Source organism: Paenibacillus silagei (genome assembly GCF_017874735.1).
Classification (GTDB): domain Bacteria; phylum Bacillota; class Bacilli; order Paenibacillales; family Paenibacillaceae; genus Paenibacillus_AQ; species Paenibacillus_AQ silagei.
This window is the reverse complement of the sequence record NZ_JAGGLV010000004.1, coordinates 109,973-127,116: the sequence shown is the minus strand read 5'-3', so window position 1 is coordinate 127,116 and position 17,144 is coordinate 109,973. Positions and strand designations below refer to the sequence as shown.

General features: G+C 52.1%; 17 protein-coding genes. 12 read left to right on the top strand and 5 right to left on the bottom strand.

The window, feature by feature from the left end:
• The first annotated feature begins 77 nt into the window (after nucleotides 1–77).
• Entirely contained in the window at nucleotides 78–938 is an 861-nt protein-coding gene (locus tag J2Z70_RS07940) for an undecaprenyl-diphosphate phosphatase (RefSeq protein WP_209871277.1), read from the top strand.
• A gap of 194 nt (nucleotides 939–1,132) precedes the next feature.
• Nucleotides 1,133–3,433 carry a 5-methyltetrahydropteroyltriglutamate--homocysteine S-methyltransferase gene (metE, locus tag J2Z70_RS07935; protein WP_209871274.1) on the top strand — a complete coding sequence of 767 codons (2,301 nt, stop codon included), beginning with the start codon at nucleotides 1,133–1,135 and terminating at the stop codon, nucleotides 3,431–3,433.
• A 191-nt stretch (nucleotides 3,434–3,624) separates the two neighbouring features.
• Here the strand turns inward: metE and J2Z70_RS07930 are convergent, their stop codons facing one another.
• Nucleotides 3,625–3,777 (bottom strand): DUF1540 domain-containing protein, encoded by a 153-nt coding sequence (locus J2Z70_RS07930; RefSeq protein WP_076079942.1) that lies wholly within the window; start codon nucleotides 3,775–3,777, stop codon nucleotides 3,625–3,627.
• Between the two features lie 372 nt (nucleotides 3,778–4,149).
• On the opposite strand from J2Z70_RS07930, the gene J2Z70_RS07925 reads away from it, so the two are divergent.
• On the top strand, nucleotides 4,150–5,289 hold the full coding sequence (locus J2Z70_RS07925; protein WP_209871271.1) for a DUF4349 domain-containing protein: 1,140 nt from the start codon (nucleotides 4,150–4,152) through the stop codon (nucleotides 5,287–5,289).
• A 682-nt stretch (nucleotides 5,290–5,971) separates the two neighbouring features.
• On the opposite strand, the gene msrA is transcribed toward J2Z70_RS07925, so the two are convergent.
• Complete coding sequence (gene msrA / locus J2Z70_RS07920) at nucleotides 5,972–6,958, bottom strand: peptide-methionine (S)-S-oxide reductase MsrA (protein WP_209871269.1); 987 nt, start codon at nucleotides 6,956–6,958, stop codon at nucleotides 5,972–5,974.
• Between the two features lie 98 nt (nucleotides 6,959–7,056).
• A complete protein-coding gene (locus J2Z70_RS07915; RefSeq protein WP_209871266.1) occupies nucleotides 7,057–7,668 on the bottom strand; it encodes a TVP38/TMEM64 family protein in 612 nt (203 codons plus the stop codon).
• A gap of 161 nt (nucleotides 7,669–7,829) precedes the next feature.
• Here J2Z70_RS07915 and J2Z70_RS07910 point away from each other — a divergent pair, with 161 nt between their 5' ends.
• The 4 genes from J2Z70_RS07910 to J2Z70_RS07895 all read left to right on the top strand — a co-directional run bounded on the left by J2Z70_RS07910 (nucleotide 7,830) and on the right by J2Z70_RS07895 (nucleotide 10,677).
• Nucleotides 7,830–8,765 carry a Gfo/Idh/MocA family protein gene (locus J2Z70_RS07910; RefSeq protein ID WP_209871264.1) on the top strand — a complete coding sequence of 312 codons (936 nt, stop codon included), beginning with the start codon at nucleotides 7,830–7,832 and terminating at the stop codon, nucleotides 8,763–8,765.
• Between the two features lie 32 nt (nucleotides 8,766–8,797).
• Nucleotides 8,798–9,124, top strand: a complete 327-nt coding sequence (locus J2Z70_RS07905; RefSeq protein WP_209871261.1) for a hypothetical protein — start codon at nucleotides 8,798–8,800, stop codon at nucleotides 9,122–9,124.
• A 125-nt stretch (nucleotides 9,125–9,249) separates the two neighbouring features.
• Nucleotides 9,250–9,567, top strand: a complete 318-nt coding sequence (locus J2Z70_RS07900; protein WP_036698497.1) for a winged helix-turn-helix transcriptional regulator — start codon at nucleotides 9,250–9,252, stop codon at nucleotides 9,565–9,567.
• A gap of 387 nt (nucleotides 9,568–9,954) precedes the next feature.
• A complete protein-coding gene (locus tag J2Z70_RS07895; protein ID WP_209871258.1) occupies nucleotides 9,955–10,677 on the top strand; it encodes a hypothetical protein in 723 nt (240 codons plus the stop codon).
• 204 nt (nucleotides 10,678–10,881) lie between these two features.
• Here J2Z70_RS07895 and J2Z70_RS07890 read toward each other — a convergent pair whose 3' ends face one another.
• Nucleotides 10,882–11,325: a DUF6773 family protein gene (locus J2Z70_RS07890; RefSeq protein WP_209871255.1), complete on the bottom strand. Its 444-nt coding sequence runs from the start codon at nucleotides 11,323–11,325 to the stop codon at nucleotides 10,882–10,884.
• The gene (locus tag J2Z70_RS07885; RefSeq protein WP_036698494.1) at nucleotides 11,303–11,527 is read right to left on the bottom strand and encodes a helix-turn-helix transcriptional regulator; all 225 of its coding nucleotides are present in this window, start codon (nucleotides 11,525–11,527) and stop codon (nucleotides 11,303–11,305) included. Before J2Z70_RS07885 ends, J2Z70_RS07890 begins: the two co-directional genes overlap by 23 nt.
• A 225-nt stretch (nucleotides 11,528–11,752) precedes the next feature.
• Between J2Z70_RS07885 and ric the strand changes: the two genes are divergently transcribed.
• The 5 genes from ric (at nucleotide 11,753) to J2Z70_RS07860 (ending at nucleotide 17,127) form a co-directional block, all read left to right on the top strand.
• Nucleotides 11,753–12,448, top strand: a complete 696-nt coding sequence (gene ric, locus J2Z70_RS07880) for an iron-sulfur cluster repair di-iron protein (RefSeq protein WP_155991686.1) — start codon at nucleotides 11,753–11,755, stop codon at nucleotides 12,446–12,448.
• A gap of 132 nt (nucleotides 12,449–12,580) precedes the next feature.
• On the top strand, nucleotides 12,581–13,267 hold the full coding sequence (locus J2Z70_RS07875; protein WP_209871252.1) for a hypothetical protein: 687 nt from the start codon (nucleotides 12,581–12,583) through the stop codon (nucleotides 13,265–13,267).
• A 225-nt stretch (nucleotides 13,268–13,492) separates the two neighbouring features.
• A complete protein-coding gene (gene nirB / locus J2Z70_RS07870; RefSeq protein WP_209871249.1) occupies nucleotides 13,493–15,919 on the top strand; it encodes a nitrite reductase large subunit NirB in 2,427 nt (808 codons plus the stop codon).
• Nucleotides 15,920–15,944: 25 nt separating this feature from the next.
• On the top strand, nucleotides 15,945–16,289 hold the full coding sequence (nirD, locus tag J2Z70_RS07865; RefSeq protein WP_209871246.1) for a nitrite reductase small subunit NirD: 345 nt from the start codon (nucleotides 15,945–15,947) through the stop codon (nucleotides 16,287–16,289).
• Between the two features lie 19 nt (nucleotides 16,290–16,308).
• The gene (locus J2Z70_RS07860; protein WP_209871242.1) at nucleotides 16,309–17,127 is read left to right on the top strand and encodes a formate/nitrite transporter family protein; all 819 of its coding nucleotides are present in this window, start codon (nucleotides 16,309–16,311) and stop codon (nucleotides 17,125–17,127) included.
• Nucleotides 17,128–17,144 lie beyond the last annotated feature (17 nt).

Here is a 17,144-nt window from a genome sequence, read left to right as displayed (position 1 = left end):
GCAAGAGAGCTGTAAGTTTCAGAAATAGCTGTGCGAGTTTACAATTATTATATTGAAAACAATAAAGGGGGATCGCCATGGAGCTGCTGACCATTGTCAAAGCAATCATTCTGGGAATTGTGGAAGGGCTGACCGAATTCGCTCCGGTATCCTCGACAGGCCATATGATCATCGTAGATGATATGTGGCTTAAATCGCAGGAGTTCCTGGGGAAGTACACGGCCAACTCCTTCAAGGTAGTGATTCAATTAGGCTCCATTCTTGCAGTCGTAATTATTTTCCGTAACCGGTTCATTGATCTGCTGGGCCTCGGGAAGCTCAGCCGCAAGGACTTGGCCGTAGTGCCGGAAGGGCAGCGGCAGGCTCCGGCGGAAGGGCGGCTGAAGCTGACACATATCCTTGTCGGACTGCTACCGGCCGGCATCTTCGGATTTCTGCTGGAGGATTACATCGATGAGCATCTGTTCTCAACCTTTACTGTGCTGATTGGACTGGTGGTTGGAGCGTTATTCATGATTTGTGCCGACCGTTTTGCGCCTGCGAATGCCCGGACTGAGAGTGTGGATCAAATTACATATAGGCAGGCGCTATCAGTCGGATTGATCCAATGTATCTCCCTGTGGCCGGGCTTCTCGCGGTCCGGGTCGACGATATCCGGCGGGGTTCTGCTGGGCATGAGCCACCGTGCGGCAGCCGATTTCACCTTCATCATGGCGGTGCCGATTATGGCCGGGGCGAGCCTGATTTCACTGCTGAAGAACTGGCAGTATTTTACGCTGGATGCCTTGCCGTTCTTCATTGCCGGGTTCATCAGCGCCTTCGTATTCGCACTGGTATCGATGCGTTTCTTCCTGAAGCTGATTAACCGGATCAAGCTGTTGCCCTTCGCAATCTACCGGATTGTGCTTGCCGGTGTGGTCTATCTGATCTGGTTCTGATTTCGCCGGGTCTCAGAGTCTAAGTTGCTCCTCCTTCATGGGGGTGCAGCTTTTTTTGGCGTTTTGCTATAGGGAATCTGTATAGCCGGATTGCGTGGAATCTGTTGCAGGGCGCGGAAGGCGTGCAGTAAGATGGCATCAGATTAAGGCTTGCAGACATGAGGGCAGACAATTATACAGAGGAGTGGACACCTATGAGTAAAGGAATCAAGACAAGCAGCCTCGGTTATCCGAGAATCGGCAAGAACCGTGAATGGAAGAAATTATTGGAGGCTTATTGGGCCGGGAAAATCGATGAGCAGAGCTTCCGCTCGCAGATGGAGGATATTCAGCTTCAGCATTTGCAGACCCAGCAGCAGGCCGGAATTGATCTGATTCCGGTGGGCGATTTCACCTTCTATGACCATGTGCTGGATACCGCCGCTATGTTCGGGATCGTACCGGCGCGTTACGGATATAAGGGCGGAGAGATTCCGCTTGATCTGTATTTTGCAATGGCGCGCGGCAATGCAGAGGCCCCGGCCTGTGAGATGACGAAATGGTTCAATACGAATTACCATTACATTGTGCCTGAGATCGGCAGCCTGACTCCGGTATTGACAGCGAATAAACCGCTGGCTGCCTACCGCTTCGCCAAGGAGCGGGCAGGCATTGAGGGCAAGCCCGTTATAGTCGGACTGTATACCTTCCTGAAGCTGTCCAAGGGCTTCCCGGCAGCAGACATCGCCGCCGTTGCCGCACGCTTCCTCCCGTTGTATGTACAACTGCTGCAGGAGCTGCAGGCTGAAGGAGTGGCCTGGGTACAGATCGATGAACCGGCGATTGTTACCGGCTTAACGGCTGAGGATACCGCACTGCTCCAGAACATTTACAGTGAGATTGCTGCTGCCGTACCAGGACTGAACCTGATGCTGCAGACGTACTTCGAAGCTGCAGAGCCGCTTGAAGCATTGCTGGCGCTGCCTGTGCAGGGTCTGGGTCTTGACTTCGTCCATGACGGCGGCAAGAATCTGGAGTCGGTTGCTCGCCTCGGGTGGCCGCAGGATAAGACACTCGGAGCCGGTATCCTTGACGGACGCAACATCTGGCGCGCCGATACCGATGCCAAGCTGGAGCTGGTAGCGAAGCTGCTGACCTATGTGCCTCAGGAGCGGTTAATTCTCCAGCCAGCGTCAAGTCTGCTGCATGTGCCTGTAACGGTTGAGGGCGAGGTCAAGCTGAAGGCTGCGGTCAAGAATGCCTTGGCGTTTGCCAATGAGAAGCTGGCCGAGCTGGTTCTCATTGCGGCAGCCGCGAACGAGGGAAGAGAGCGTTATGCCGCCGAGCTGGAGCGCAGCCGTGAGGTGCTGGCCGTATTCCGTGCTCTGCCGGAGCGCGGGCGTGAGGATGTAGCCGAGCAGGTGCGTGCCCTTGCCCAGCTGCCGGACCGCCGCAGTCTTCCTTTCGCCGAGCGTGTCAAGGTTCAGCAGGAGAAGTGGCGTCTGCCGCTGCTGCCGACCACGACCATCGGCAGCTTCCCGCAGACGGCTGAAGTCCGCCAGGCCCGTCTGAAATGGCGCAAGGGAGTCTGGAACCAGGAGCGTTATGACTTGTTCATCAAGCGGCAGATCGCTGAAGCGATTACGCTTCAGGAGGAGCTAGGTCTGGATGTGCTGGTACACGGAGAGTTCGAGCGTACGGATATGGTGGAATTCTTCGGGGAGAAGCTGGCCGGCTATCTGTTCACCGCAGGCGGCTGGGTTCAGTCCTACGGATCACGCTGCGTGAAGCCGCCGGTAATCTATGCCGATGTTGCTTTTATCGAGCCGATGACCGTCAAGGAGAGCGTGTATGCCCAGTCACTAACGAAGCTGCCTGTTAAGGGAATGCTGACCGGACCGGTCACGATCCTGAACTGGTCCTTTGTCCGCGATGACCTCAGCCGCGAGGCGGTGGCCGGACAGATCGCCCTCGCCCTGCGTCATGAAGTATCCGCACTCGAGGAGGCTGGTATCGAGATGATCCAGGTCGATGAGCCGGCGATCCGCGAAGGCCTGCCGCTGAAGGCGAGAGATCATGAGTGTTACCTCAACTGGGCGGTGAAATCCTTCCGGACCGCCACGAACCATGTCAAGGACACCACGCAGGTGCATACGCATATGTGCTACAGTGAATTTAACGACATGATCGGTTCGATCTCGGCGATGGATGCGGATGTCATCTCCATTGAGACCTCGCGCAGCCATGGTGAGCTAATCGTCAGCTTCGAGGAGCAGGAATACGACAAGGGGATTGGACTGGGTGTGTATGATATTCACAGTCCGCGCGTGCCGGTGGTAGAGGAGATGACTTCAGCCATCGAACGTGCGCTGCGCGTGCTGGATGTCCAGCAGTTCTGGATTAACCCCGACTGCGGACTGAAGACACGGGGCTGGGAAGAGACCACAGGCGCACTGCGCAACATGGTGAAGGCCGCTGTCCTGGTGAGAGAGCAGCATGGCGCAGTGACCCGTTAACAGGGCGGAGCTATTCCGTTTAAGATTCTTAGATTTGGACAGAAAAACCACTGCAAGCGGGAGAGTATAATCCCCGGCCCGCAGTGGTTTGTTTTTTGCAGGAAACACTTGATAATAATTCTCATTCTTGATAGAATGAAAAAAGAAAGAAGGAACCTGTGGAGGGCTCCTTCATATTCTGTAAAGATTCATTATTTGCTTTCGAAGGTTTTGCAATCTGTTTCCTCAGATTGTGTAGGCTGCTTGGAGCTGTGGTAGGCAACGAAGATGGACTCAGCGTTGCATTTGTTCTCTTCAGCCCAGTAGGTGCAAGAATTAACTGCGCACAATACGTCTTTTGCCATGAGGGTTCACCTCCTCTTGTAGTAGTAGGCATCATAAATCGGCAAGAAATCAATTACAGCTGCCCGGGCAAGGTGGAGCTTGTCCGAATAGCGCCATAACCTTATTCTATGCGAATAGGGTTTTTGGTGTTTTTTTGCCGTTTTATCATCGTAATTGTAACAAATAAAGAGGCAATACGCAAACAGGACCAGACTAGGCTATCTATGGCTGAATGGTCTTATTTGTTATTTTGCTTAAATGACTGCAACCTTCCAGCTTTTGGAACGTCAAGAGGGATAAGCGCGGAACGGACCGATACAGATAACGGCCTTTCGCCGCGGAAGCTGAAGCACCGGAAGCAGTATACAATTACACTTAGTGGAGGAATGAGCATGCGAAAATGGGGTCTGCATTACTTATTGTATCTAGTGGTTGTAGCCGTGGTTCTGACGGGATGCGGCGCGTCGAGTAACAATTCAGATTCGGCAGCGAATTCAGAAAGCGCGTTCAGTAATCAAGCAGCATCAGACGGATCAGCGGAGAGTGCGCCTGCTGCGGTAGAGGCTAAGGAGGATAGTCTAGCTAACACGGCGATGGCTGTCAATGATCAGGCTGCAGTGAAGGGCGGCGGCGGAAATTCGGCAGTCCCTGGGGCGGGGGCTGAGCAAGGGGCAGATGCTTCTCCCGGATTCACCGGAACCGATGTGGTAGCAGGGCTGAACAAGAAGCTGATCTACAAGGCGAACCTCAATATGGAGGTAACCGACTACGGGGCAGCGCAGACTGAAGTGCGGAATATGGTTACTCTGGCAGGGGGCTACATTATTGAATTCTCAGAGAATATGTCTGAATATGAACAGGGTGGAACCTTTATCCTAAAAGTGCCTGCGGCGGGCTTCTCACCGTTTCTGAACAATCTGGAGAAGATTAAACATGAGAAGCTTCAGAGAAGCATCCAGGGGCAGGATGTGTCGGAGGAATATGTGGACCTGGAGTCACGTCTTAAGGCGAAGCAGATGATGGAGGCGCAGTATACTGATTTTATGAAAAAAGCAACCAAACCGGCCGATCTCGTCCAGTTCGCCAACCAGCTTGGGGAAATTCAGGAGCAAATCGAACAGATCAAGGGCAGAATGCGGTATATTGATCAGAACGTATCGTTCTCTACAGTGGAGCTTCGCCTCTACCAGACGGAGAAGAGTCTTACCCTTACACAGACTAATTCCGAGGGGCCGCTGGGTGAACGGGCTTCGGAAGCGCTCAAGAGCAGCATGAAGGCGTTGTCTGTGATGTTCCAGTGGCTTGTTGTTGTACTGGCGGCTGCTCTCCCCGTCCTGCTGGTAGCTGGAGTGGTGGTTGCGCTGGTGCTCTGGTTACGGAAAAGCTTCAAGCGTCGGCAACCTGCACATCCTGAACAAGTGCGGTTGGGCGGCAACCGTCTGCCAGGCCGGGAATCGCAGCCTCATCCTGAAGTGGCACCTGTAGTACCGGCCGCACCGGAAGAGGAGAATTCAGATAAGCAGAACAAGTAGAGCAGGCTGTACGAATAAACATAGGATCATTTATGTAAAGAATAAAGCCTCCCTACCCGTGAATCCGGGCTGGAGGCTTTATTCAAAGATAAGAATACATATGCTTCGCGCTATAATTATCCTTATCTTTCTCGCTGAAACGGTACCGTCCTCTATAGGGACGGCAATGCCGTTTCCACTTGTTGTTCAGGAATTTATGATTTTCTTCTGTTGTGGATAAAGTGTGTGCCCGAATGTATGCGGAAAAAAACGTGCATTTGCTGATACGAAGGCGTGTGGCCCGAATGTATGCGGAAAACAACATACATTTGCTGATACGAAGGCGTGTGGCCCGAATGTATGCGGAAAACAACATACATTTGCTGATACGAAGGCGTGTGGCCCGAATGTATGTGGAAAACAGCACACATTGTACAGGTACGCAGGCGTGTGGCCCGAATGTATGCGGAAAACAACATACATTTGCTGATACGAAGGCGTGTGGCCCGAATGTATGTGGAAAACAGCACACATTGTACAGGTACGCAGGCATGTGGCCCGAATGTATGCGAAAAACAGCATACATTGTGCTGATGCACAGGCGTGTGGCCCGAATGTATGCGGAAAACAGTATACATTCGAGCCACACGTAAGTTATGCAATTTATGAAGCTATAGCTTGAGGCAAGCCGGGATCTCCAGCCTTAAGCATGCTGGAAGAGCACACGGTACTCGCCATAGCCTTCCTTCTCCAGGTCCTCTTTGGGAACAAAGCGCAGAGCTGCCGAGTTGATACAGTACCGCAGTCCGTTCGCTCCGGGTCCGTCATTGAATACATGGCCCAAGTGGGAATCCGCTGTCTTGCTGCGTACCTCAGTGCGGACCATCAGGTGGCTGAGGTCGGTTTTCTCCTTGACCACATAGTCCCGGATCGGACGCGTGAAGCTCGGCCAGCCGCAGCCGGAATCGAACTTGTCCTCTGAGCTGAACAGTGGCTCCCCGGAGACAATATCCACATAGATCCCGTCTCCGTGGTGATCCCAGAATTCGTTGCGGAATGGAGATTCCGTAGCGCTGTTCTGCGTTACTTCATATTGAAGCGGAGTCAGGCGCTCCTTCAGGCTCTGCGGGTCCTCCTTATGCGTCCAGTGAGCTTCGATGAATGCTTCCCGGCCCGAACCCTTGCGGTAACGCTTGTAATGGGCTGGATTCTTGTGATGATAGCCCTGATGATATTCTTCAGCGGGATAGAAGGGCTTAGCTGGAAGAATAGGCGTCACAATGGGAGCTGAGAATCGTCCGCTGGCTTGAAGGGCCGCCTTGGAAGCCTCTGCCTGCTGGCGCTGCTCCTCCGAATGGGTGAAGATGGCCGTTCCGTAAGAAGTGCCGCGGTCATGGAATTGCCCTCCGGCATCGGTGGGGTCAATCTGCTGCCAGAACAGCTCAAGCAGCTTGCTATATGGGAAAATATCCGGATTGAACGTAATTTGCACCGCCTCAACATGTCCCGTCGTTTCCGAGCATACTTCCTCGTAGGTCGGATTCACGGTATGTCCGCCTGTATAGCCGGAGATAATTTTGACAATGCCGGGAAGCTCTTCAAAAGGGGATACCATACACCAGAAGCATCCACCGGCGAAGGTGGCTTGCTCGGTCTTGACATTTATAGAATCAGCTTGAAATTCACTCATTGTTATCCCTCCATCTGTAGAATGCAATTAAATAGATCACAATTTAATTATAAATCAAATAGAGGCTTACTGCCAGCACACCGGAAATTCTTGAAGCGTTAGCGGCCCGCAGTAGGACGGCGGCGCATGGATAATCCGGCCACAGCCAGTACGGCAATATACACGATTATAGCTACAGCTGCACTTCGCGGGTGCTGGAACATCTGTCCTCCGAGGAAGGCGTAGAGGGCGATGCCGGGGATTTTGCCAAGTGCGGTGGCTCCAAGATAGCTCCAGAAAGGCAGTCCGGCGGCACCGGCGTAGATATTCACAGCCATCTGCGGGATAAACGGTGCCAGCCGGGCAATCACTACGGATGCAAAAGGACGCTGCTCCACAGCGGACACAAATCTGTCCAGCGCCGAAATACTGCTTAGATAGGCCATAGATTTGCTCCGGAACATGGATGTAACGACTCCATAGACAAGGGCTGCCGCGATCGTAGTAGCACTCCAGCAGATTAACGCTCCTGCGAAGCTTCCATAGGCATACCCGAACAGACCGATAATCAGCTTGTAGGGCAGGACCGGAAATAAGGCCAGCACTGTGGCGGCGAGCATGGACAAATACAAGGGATGATCCTCTCTAAGCCAGGCCAGGAGTTCATACCTGTAGATAAACGCGAGGATTATGCACGAAACATATAGAATAACCGTTAGCCATTTTCTCATTATACTATGCCCCTTCTTCACTCCATCCATTTCATCATACTGAAAAAAAAGCAATTAAAGCAATTATTGAAGCAAAGATCATTGTTCCCGCAGCATGTCACGGTATAATACATCTATAAGGGAATAGAAATTCCCCCAACATGTAAGGAGAGATGCTGTTAATGAAACTACCTGTCCGCAAAAGAGTGGCAATGATCGGCATAGGCGATATTGCCCGTAAAGTCTATTTGCCGCTGCTCTCCCGGCATGATCAGGCCGAGGTGGTGGGAGTGCTCAGCCATTCCTCTGCTACGGTCGAGCGGGCAGTCCAGGCATATCGCCTTCAGCGGGGGACAACCGAGCTTACGGAGCTGCTGTCCTGGGATCTGGACGCTGTGTTCATACATAGTCCTACAACTACGCATTATGAGCTTGTGACCTCTTGCCTGGAGCATGGGGTGTCCGTGTATGTGGACAAGCCGCTCTCCTATGATCTGGATGAATCCCGCCGGATGGCAGAGCTTGCTGAGAACAAGGGGCTGCTGCTGGGAGTGGGCTTCAACCGCCGCTATGCTCCGATGTATGCCGCCGCCAAATCCTGGCTGCATAAGGCCGGAGGCATCAGCCAAGCCACCGCAGTCAAACACCGGACGAAGCTGCAGCAGGGTAGCAGCCATGAGACGATCCATGATGACCTGATCCATATGCTGGATCTGCTGCTCTGGCTGTCCGGCGGGGATTATGAGCTGCTGCACAGCAGCCTGAAGGCGGATGTGGAGGGGCGACTTCTGCAGGCTTCGGGAATGCTGGGCTGGGAGAACGGCACCAACGGCCATTACAGCATGGTCCGGGATGCCGGGGCCGACCTGGAGAAGCTGGAGCTGCACGGACATGGCAGATCGGTTGAGGTGACGGACATGGAACGGGTTATATTATATGAGCAGGGCTCGTTGCCGCGCACGCAGAACTTCGGAAGTTGGGATACCGTGCTGGAGCGCAGAGGTTTCAGCGGAGCGGTCAGCCATTATCTCAGCAATATAGCGACACCGGAGCAGTGTGGCATTTCCGCTTCGGCTGTATTGCCGAGCCATGAATTAGCAGCAAGACTAAGCCGCTGAGCGGTCAGATTCGCAGCAGAGAGGAGAACAACATGGAGGATTATGACAACAAGTCGATGGAAGAGCGGATCATCGAGAGCTATAAGCGGGACGAGGAAATGATGATTCTCGTATTTGCCCAGTGGTGTGTGAATAACAAGCTGGACCCGCATGCCCTATATCTGCAGGCTTATCCGCAGCAGGAGGGCAATCAGGCGCTGGCCAATGCGCTGGCTCTGACGGTATCCGAGGAGGAGGCCGGGTTCATATCTGATGATACGGTGTTGGGCGTACTCTCTCTCTATAGCAACGATGATCTTGCCTATGTGGTTACAGAGGCCATCCAGCTAAGACACAAGGGAGAAGACACCAAGGATTGAGAGCGGAAATATAATAATAGTGGTTAATGAACTTTTTTTTGACAAACGATGTTCATTCCAGAATAAATGTGGTAAAATTATATATACTAACTAATTGTAAGCTTCATAAGTGAGAGGTGATAACCATGGAAGAACATCAACTGACGATGTGCCCGAGATTTGAGACGGCGTTTTCGTTTCTGGGCAAGCGTTGGAACGGACTCATTATTCAGACCTTGATGAGCGGCCCCAAGCGGTTCAAGGATATTTCCGGACTGATTCCGTCAATGAGCGATAAGATGCTGTCCGAGCGCATGAAGGATCTGGAATGCGAGGGCATTCTGGTACGTCATGTGTACCCGGAGACACCGGTGCGCATTGAGTATGAATTAACAGTGAAGGGCCGTGCGCTTGAGCCGGTCATGCAGCAAATCCAGTCCTGGGCCGAGAGCTGGGTGGAGTAGCAGTACCGTAATATATTTTTGATGACAGCCTCTTGCCGGGTATCCGGGTAAGGGGCTTTTCATATGCTGTTCTGCTTGAAAGATAAGAATTTATAGGTTGCACACGATAACTTATCCTTCTATTTCTCGCTGAAACGGTACCGTCCTTTATAAGGACGGCAATGCCGTTTCCGCTTGTTTATGCAAATTTTGCCCAAATAAACCTTGCACTTAGGCCCTACCTGTGTAATATAATAGAACATACTAAATATTACGGATGTGTGGAAGCGTTAACAAAAGTAGGAAAAGCCCAGGGTTATGCGGCAGGCGGATGCTTACGGGATGTGTTTTGGACGATGCTGATGGAAGGAAGCGGAGGGCTCACACAACTTTTAGGAGGCGAGGACCATGACCATCACCTTGTTTTCCCGGGAAATAACCTATGGAAAAAAGGATGTCGCCGAACTGGAGACTGCTTCGATTAAAGTACAGCTGATCTATGACAAGGTGTTGTTCATGCTTCATAGCTATCTCCCGGATTCTCTGTGGGCTGCGTGGATCGGTGTGCCGTATGAGATCATTTCTTCTCTATATAAAGGGGATAATGACAGCGGGAGTGTGTTTCAGAAATGGATTCAAGGCCCGTCCGGCTGGAAATGTATCGGTTGTGAACGGCATTGCCTGGAGCCGGTAACGGCTAAGGGAGGGAGTGGCTCAAATGCTCAGCGCCGTTTTACTTTTCATAATGGAATTAGCCAGAGCATGGTACTTCAAGCTGTGATATGGTCCATGTATGAGAATACCCGGCTGCTCCAGCCTTACTTGGGGGAGGAGGCTTTTCTGAGTGAGGAGGATATGGAGCTGATCTCTGTATATTTCGTGCCCACCTACCTTACCCCGGCACCGCTGAGCGAATTGAACAAACCGGCCAAAGAATATAAGGATAAGAACATCAGAGTGTATCAGGAATGGATCTCTGCCCCCGATCTGGTGCTGCAGTGGAACGGCGGCCTGACCGAAGGCAGATGGATGACGGGTGTATATGTGGATCATTCGCGGTTCGCCGGACTTGGCCCCTACCTGAAGGATGCGCAGGGCAAGCGGACTTACATGCAGGCGACGGTTCGATAGAAAAGGTGAAGCTCGAAAAAAAGAGTTGAACTTGAAACCAAGTCGTCGCTGCGGTGAACATTTGAACTTCCGGCCGCTATTGTGTTTGGATTTCCTGATACAAACCGCTCTTCGCGGTAGAAATCCAAACACAAAGGCGATCGCTCCGCTCCTCCAGTTCCAAATTTCCCCTCCGCTTCTTTTGCTTCAGCAGTACAAGCCACTCTACTCCGCCCGGTTATTCCTCCGCCGGATCAAGTACACGGTGCTTAAGATGACCAGTCCTGCTGTAACGGAAATGATCAGAATCACCTTCCCGTTCGCACCGCTGTTTGCTGCTGATTGGGCGGTTGGATTCACGAAGGTAACGATAAGGATGCAGGCTGCCACCACGATCGCCAGCAGTGCACCCAGAACGTTTTTCCCTTTTGCTCCGCCCTGTGCTCCGCCCGGTCCCACATATGCACCGCTCCAGATCAGCCGTACGAGATAGGAACCCACACCCAGCATGAAAATTGCGTAATTACTAAGCGGATATTCCAGCCACTTCATTCCGTAGTTTTGCAGCGCCATGTCTGCCAGCAATAAGAATGCCATCAAAAGAAATGCCTGATTCCCCGCCTTGTGCCGCTGCTGCAATTGTCTCTCATCCAGGTTCGTTCTGCTCATCCTTCGTTCCCTCCCAAAATAATTGATCCAGCGTCTTCCCAAGGGTTACACAAATGTCAATACACAACCTCAGGGTGGGGTTGTAATCACCATTCTCAATCGCGATAATTGTCTGTCTTGTGACCCCCACGGCATCCGCCAGCTGCTTTTGCGACATGTCTTTTGCCGCTCTGGAGGCTTTGAGCCTCAGATTCTTCCCCATTCCCTCACCTCACGCATATTGTAAAATATATAAAACAAAATGTCTAGTATATTTTACATAAGAATACTAAAAGTTCGCGTTCATTAAAATTTGTTATATTCAGTGCGTACAATCACAAGTTCCGCCTAAGGCCAGTGATAAGGTATAGAAGTGAAAAGAAGCACAAACCTACATCTAACCTGAGGAGGGGCCAACATGGCGTCCAATCAATTAAACGATACTACAATTCATCCTGGGTTCACCCCGGAAGCAATGGTCAGAGATATTGTTCTGCAGTTCCCCAAAGCAGCAGATTATTTCAAAGCACAGCGGATCGATTTCTGCTGCGGAGGTGCCAAGCCGCTGGCTGAAGCCGCTGCCGAGAAGGGTCTTGATCCGGCAGCAATGGTGCAGGAGCTGAACAAGCTGCAAGAGCAGCACCCGGTTCTGGAAGAGGATACCGCCTGGAACGAGGCTTCTTCGGAGGAGCTGGTGGATTATATTGTGAACAAGCATCACCGTTATCTGCGTGAAGAGCTTCCGCTAATCAGCCAAAATGTAACCAAGGTGTTCCGCGTTCACGGTGAGGATTCACCGCACCTCGGAGAGATGCACCGTCTGTTCAATATGCTGCGTGAAGAGCTGCTGCAGCATACAGCGAAGGAAGAAGAGAGCGAATTCCCTAAGATGCTGGCCTACACTCAGAACCCGACCGAAGAAGGACTTGCGGAGCTGCGCGGACTGCTGCATAATTTGGAAGCTGAGCATGACGGGGCCGGAGAGATTCTGCGCGAGCTGCGCAGAGTAACTAATGACTACACACCGCCCGCACATGCCTGCACGACTTATCGCCTGACCTATGCCCGCCTTGAAGAACTCGAAGGCATGACTTTCGAACATGTACATCTGGAGAACAATATTTTGTTCCTGCGTTATCAATAGGACCTGCTGCAAGGTAGAAGTCCCTTCGGGGGCTTTTTACTTTTTCTTCAGGCAGAAATGATTTGAGAACCCTTCCTCTATGCGTTATCCTTAAAGAGTCTGGGAAAATACATATGAAGGCGGTGCCGTGGGATGTCCACGAAATGGATGCGCTTCATGCTGTGCCTTCTCTTGCTGGCCGCGGCAAGCGGTTGTGGCTTGGGATCAGAGAATGGCGGCAGCAGTAACGGAGGCCAAGGATTAACCTTTTCAGTCAAGGTGGGTGACAGTGAAATGGCCGGAAGCTCGGCCAGATTGCTTAACGAAGCTTACGTGCCTGGGAATTCAATAATAGAGCTGTTCAGAAAGAGCGGCGTTGTTACATTTTCAGCGGATGGAACTAGTATTCTTGAGGTGAATAAGGTCTCCCTGGGTCCGGATATGAGCTGGGAGGTTCAGGTGAACGGCAAGAAGGTTCAAGAGCTGAATACGACGCTGGAACCGGGTTCGGCCGTTACGATGTCAGCAGGGCCTGCCGGAACCGGAAAGATGTTTCAGCCTGTCATCATCACGGTGAACGGGGGGAGCGAGCAGCCGGAGCTGACACATTCGCATGTGCTTTCTTTTATGCAGGATATGTCCGTCAAGGGACTGCTCAAGAACAGCGGTATGGTCCGGCTTGCCGAGGATAACCGGACGGTGCTTACCGTGATGGAATATACCCCGCTCAGCAGCGAGGAATGGAGACTGAAGGTCAATGATAAAGGTCTGCTCGGTAATGGAGTGGACATGAAGCTCAGTCCGCAGGACAAGCTGGAGATCTCTCTGGTACTGAAATAAGTGAATGAAGTATAGGAGTGAGATCGTGTATCAAATGAATGGATATCTGTGCGAAACTGCATGGGTATCCGTTTTTTTTGGACAGGAGAAGTCATCTCCACTTGTGTGAAAAAATTCACATAATGTGTGACTGTGGTCACACTTGTCATGGAATTGGGGACAGTATAATTTCTCTATCAGGTAAAGTTATTGAAGAAATCAGAGTTTCTGAAGGAGGGTCTACCAGTGGCAGCGGAAAGAGAAAAGTTAGTGCTGATTGGGAATGGCATGGCGGGAGTAGGCACTATTGAGCAGATTCTGAAGCTGGGCGGCGCTTATGATATTACTGTCTTCGGCAGTGAGCCGCATCCCAACTATAACCGGATTATGTTGTCCTATGTACTTGAAGGCAGCAAAACAATTGAAGACATCATTCTCAACGATCTCGGGTGGTATGAAGATAATCATATTACACTGCATACCGGCACGACGGTTACCCGGATTGATGAATCGAACAAACTCATATTGACCGATAATGGACTGGCGGTTCCTTACGATAAAGCAATTATTGCAACAGGCTCGAATTCTTTCATTCTCCCCGTACCCGGCAGCACCAAGGATGGGGTAGTCGGCTTCCGCGATATCGCAGACTGCGATGCGATGCTGGCAGCGGCGAAGCAGTACCGCACGGCGGCTGTGATCGGTGGAGGACTGCTAGGTCTTGAAGCTGCGAAAGGCCTGGTCAACCTGGGTATGGATGTTACCGTTGTGCATCTGCTGGAGGATCTGATGGAGCGCCAGTTGGACCGTACCGCTTCTTCAATGCTGCAGGCAGAGCTTACGCGTCAAGGTGTGAAATTCGCCATGGGCAAGCAGACGGTTGAATTAACTGGCGAAGAACGGGTAACTGGACTACGCTTCAGTGACGGCAGTGAGCTGCCGGCAGAGTTTGTAGTGATGGCTGTTGGAATCAAGCCGAATGTCCAGCTTGCGAAGGACAGCGGAATCACCGTTAACCGCGGGATCGTAGTTGACGATTATATGCAGACTTCTATGGCTGATGTGTATTCTGTCGGCGAATGTACAGAGCACCGTGGAACCTGCTACGGACTCGTTGCACCGTTATTCGAGCAGGGCATGGTTCTTGCCAAGCATTTGTCTGGTGTACAGACTCCAGGCTATGAAGGCTCAGTTGTAGCAACCAAGCTCAAAATTTCCGGGGTAGATGTATTCTCCGCTGGTGAATTTACCGAAACACCGGAGCATACCGTCATTTCTGCCAAGGATGAATGGAAGCGAACCTACAAGAAGATTTTGCTTAAGGATAATGTGATTGTCGGTGCCGTCTTGTTCGGTGATGTAACGGAATCTGCCAACCTGCAGAAGCTTGTGAAAAACAGCACAGAGATGACTAATGAAATCTATGATGAGGTTATGGGCACAAGCTGCTGCGGCGGAGGCGGAGCCAAGAAGGGCATGTCCGTTGAAGCGATGGCCGATGAAGAAATCGTCTGCGGCTGCAACGGCGTAACCAAAAAAGCGATTGTGGATGCTGTTACGGAGAACGGCTTCACTACGGTGGATGAGATCAAAGCCTGCACGGGGGCAACCCGCTCCTGCGGCGGCTGTAAGCCGGTGGTAGAGCAGATTCTGCAATTCGTTCTCGGAGACAGCTTCCAGCAGAGTGCCAAGCAGGGAATCTGCAGCTGCACCTCACTTAGCCGGGATGAGATCGTAGCCGAGATTACGGCTAAAGGCCTCCGGACCACCAAGGAAGTCATGCATGTCCTGGACTGGAAGCAGGCAGAAGGCTGTTCGAAATGCCGCCCTGCAGTGAACTATTATCTGGGGATGATCTATCCTGACACACACGAGGACGAGAAGGAATCCCGGTTCGTCAATGAACGGATGAGCGCCAATATTCAGAAGGACGGAACTTATACAGTTATACCGCGGATGTATGGCGGGGTGACCACTCCTGAGGATTTGAAGCGGATTGCCGATGTGTCCCTGAAGTATGATGTGAAGGTTGTGAAGGTAACGGGCGGACAACGTCTTGACCTGATCGGTGTCAAAAAAGAAGATGTACCTAAGGTGTGGGAGGAGCTGGATATGCCGTCCGGCTATGGTTATGCGAAGTCGCTGCGTACGGTAAAAACTTGCGTGGGTTCGCAGTTCTGCCGCTTCGGTACACAGGATTCCATGGGCATGGGCGCTATGCTGGAACGCAAGTACGAACGGCTGGATATGCCGGCCAAGTTCAAAATGGCGGTGAACGGCTGCCCGCGCAACTGTGCAGAATCCTGCACGAAGGACATCGGGATTGTCGGCAATGACGGCGGCTGGGAAGTGTTCATCGGCGGGAACGGCGGGATTAAGCCGCGCATCGCAGATGCCTTCTGCAAGGTGAAGACCGACGAGGAGCTGGTTGAGGTCTGCTCCGCTGTTATCCAGTACTACCGTGAGACCGGCAATTACCTGGAGAGAACCTCCGAATGGGTAGAGCGTATGGGTCTTGAGCATATCCAGACTGTGGTTATGGGGAATGACGACAACCGTAAAGAGCTTGCGGCACGTATTGACTTTGCACTGGCCCAGGTGAGTGATCCTTGGCGGAAAATGCTGGATGACAAAAACACCCGTACTGCGCTGTTCGAAGAGACACAGGTATAGTCTAAAGGGAGAGGGAGAGAGCATAATGGAACGGAGCAATCGGGAATATACGATAGGTGCAGTGGAAGATTTCATGCTGCAGATCGGCCGGGTAGTTCATGCAGGAGAGGTGGAATTAGCCATATTCCGCACATCGGACGGCGCAGTCTATGCGGTCCGCAACCACAGTCCCCACCCGAAGGGCGGTCCGCTCGCGGAAGGCATCGTATCAGGCTATTATTTATATGATCCGCTGCATGACTGGAAGATAGACCTTCGTACCGGAGAGGTTCAGGCACCGGACCGGGGGCAGGCAGAAGTCTATCCGGTTACAGTAGAGGGCGGAGTTGTTAAGGTCACTCTGCCTGCGGCAGTAACAACCCTAAATTAAAGGAAGAGCAGGTGCGGATATGTTTACGCAGAGCGTAGAGAATATCGTTGAGACAGCCGTAGGGAAACGCGACAAAATGAATGAGAGCCTGCCCAAATATTTTTTGGCGGCCCTCCTGGCAGGAGCATATGTGGGTATTGGTATTATTCTCATCTTCTCACTGGGGGCACCGCTGGCAGCGATTAAGTCACCGTTCCAGCCGCTGATTATGGGAGCATCCTTCGGGATTGCCTTGACCTTGGTTGTATTCGCAGGCTCAGAGCTGTTTACAGGTAATAATATGTTCTTCACGGTAAGCACACTTGCCGGGAGAACTACAGTCTGGGACACGGTGAAGAACTGGGTCCTGGTATTCCTCGGCAATGTAGCTGGTGCAGTGGTGCTGGCGCTGCTGATTCAGGGATCGGGCCTCTTCAAGGCAGCGCCTGCCGAGCATCTGATCTTCGCAGCCGCCGCCAAAAAGATGAGCCTTCCGTTCTCAGAGCTGTTCTTCCGCGGCATTCTCTGTAACTGGCTGGTCTGCCTGGCACTGTGGATGTCCTCCCGCGCCAAGAGTGAAGCGGCGAAGCTGGTCCTGATCTGGTGGTGTCTGTTCGCCTTCATCGCGAGCGGCTATGAACACAGTGTAGCGAACATGACGCTCCTGAGCGTAGCCGTGCTGCTGCCGAATCATCCAGAGACAGTGAGCATCGCCGGCTGGTTCCACAACATGATTCCTGTTACGCTTGGCAATATCATCGGCGGCGGTGTCTTTGTCGGAATGGCTTACTGGCTAATCTCGCCAGTACGGACTCCGCGTAACGTATCAGCTCCTCCTCAGACGAAGAAAGCAAGCTAGATCCAATATCAAGCCCC

Coding starts and splice junctions, on each gene's coding strand:
- J2Z70_RS07940 (WP_209871277.1), top strand. CDS start 78: ATGGAGCTGCTGACCATTGTCAAAGCAATCATTCTGGGAATTGTGGAA.
- metE (WP_209871274.1), top strand. CDS start 1,133: ATGAGTAAAGGAATCAAGACAAGCAGCCTCGGTTATCCGAGAATCGGC.
- J2Z70_RS07930 (WP_076079942.1), bottom strand. CDS start 3,777: ATGGCAAAAGACGTATTGTGCGCAGTTAATTCTTGCACCTACTGGGCT.
- J2Z70_RS07925 (WP_209871271.1), top strand. CDS start 4,150: ATGCGAAAATGGGGTCTGCATTACTTATTGTATCTAGTGGTTGTAGCC.
- msrA (WP_209871269.1), bottom strand. CDS start 6,958: ATGAGTGAATTTCAAGCTGATTCTATAAATGTCAAGACCGAGCAAGCC.
- J2Z70_RS07915 (WP_209871266.1), bottom strand. CDS start 7,668: ATGAGAAAATGGCTAACGGTTATTCTATATGTTTCGTGCATAATCCTC.
- J2Z70_RS07910 (WP_209871264.1), top strand. CDS start 7,830: ATGAAACTACCTGTCCGCAAAAGAGTGGCAATGATCGGCATAGGCGAT.
- J2Z70_RS07905 (WP_209871261.1), top strand. CDS start 8,798: ATGGAGGATTATGACAACAAGTCGATGGAAGAGCGGATCATCGAGAGC.
- J2Z70_RS07900 (WP_036698497.1), top strand. CDS start 9,250: ATGGAAGAACATCAACTGACGATGTGCCCGAGATTTGAGACGGCGTTT.
- J2Z70_RS07895 (WP_209871258.1), top strand. CDS start 9,955: ATGACCATCACCTTGTTTTCCCGGGAAATAACCTATGGAAAAAAGGAT.
- J2Z70_RS07890 (WP_209871255.1), bottom strand. CDS start 11,325: ATGAGCAGAACGAACCTGGATGAGAGACAATTGCAGCAGCGGCACAAG.
- J2Z70_RS07885 (WP_036698494.1), bottom strand. CDS start 11,527: ATGGGGAAGAATCTGAGGCTCAAAGCCTCCAGAGCGGCAAAAGACATG.
- J2Z70_RS07875 (WP_209871252.1), top strand. CDS start 12,581: ATGTCCACGAAATGGATGCGCTTCATGCTGTGCCTTCTCTTGCTGGCC.
- nirD (WP_209871246.1), top strand. CDS start 15,945: ATGGAACGGAGCAATCGGGAATATACGATAGGTGCAGTGGAAGATTTC.
- J2Z70_RS07860 (WP_209871242.1), top strand. CDS start 16,309: ATGTTTACGCAGAGCGTAGAGAATATCGTTGAGACAGCCGTAGGGAAA.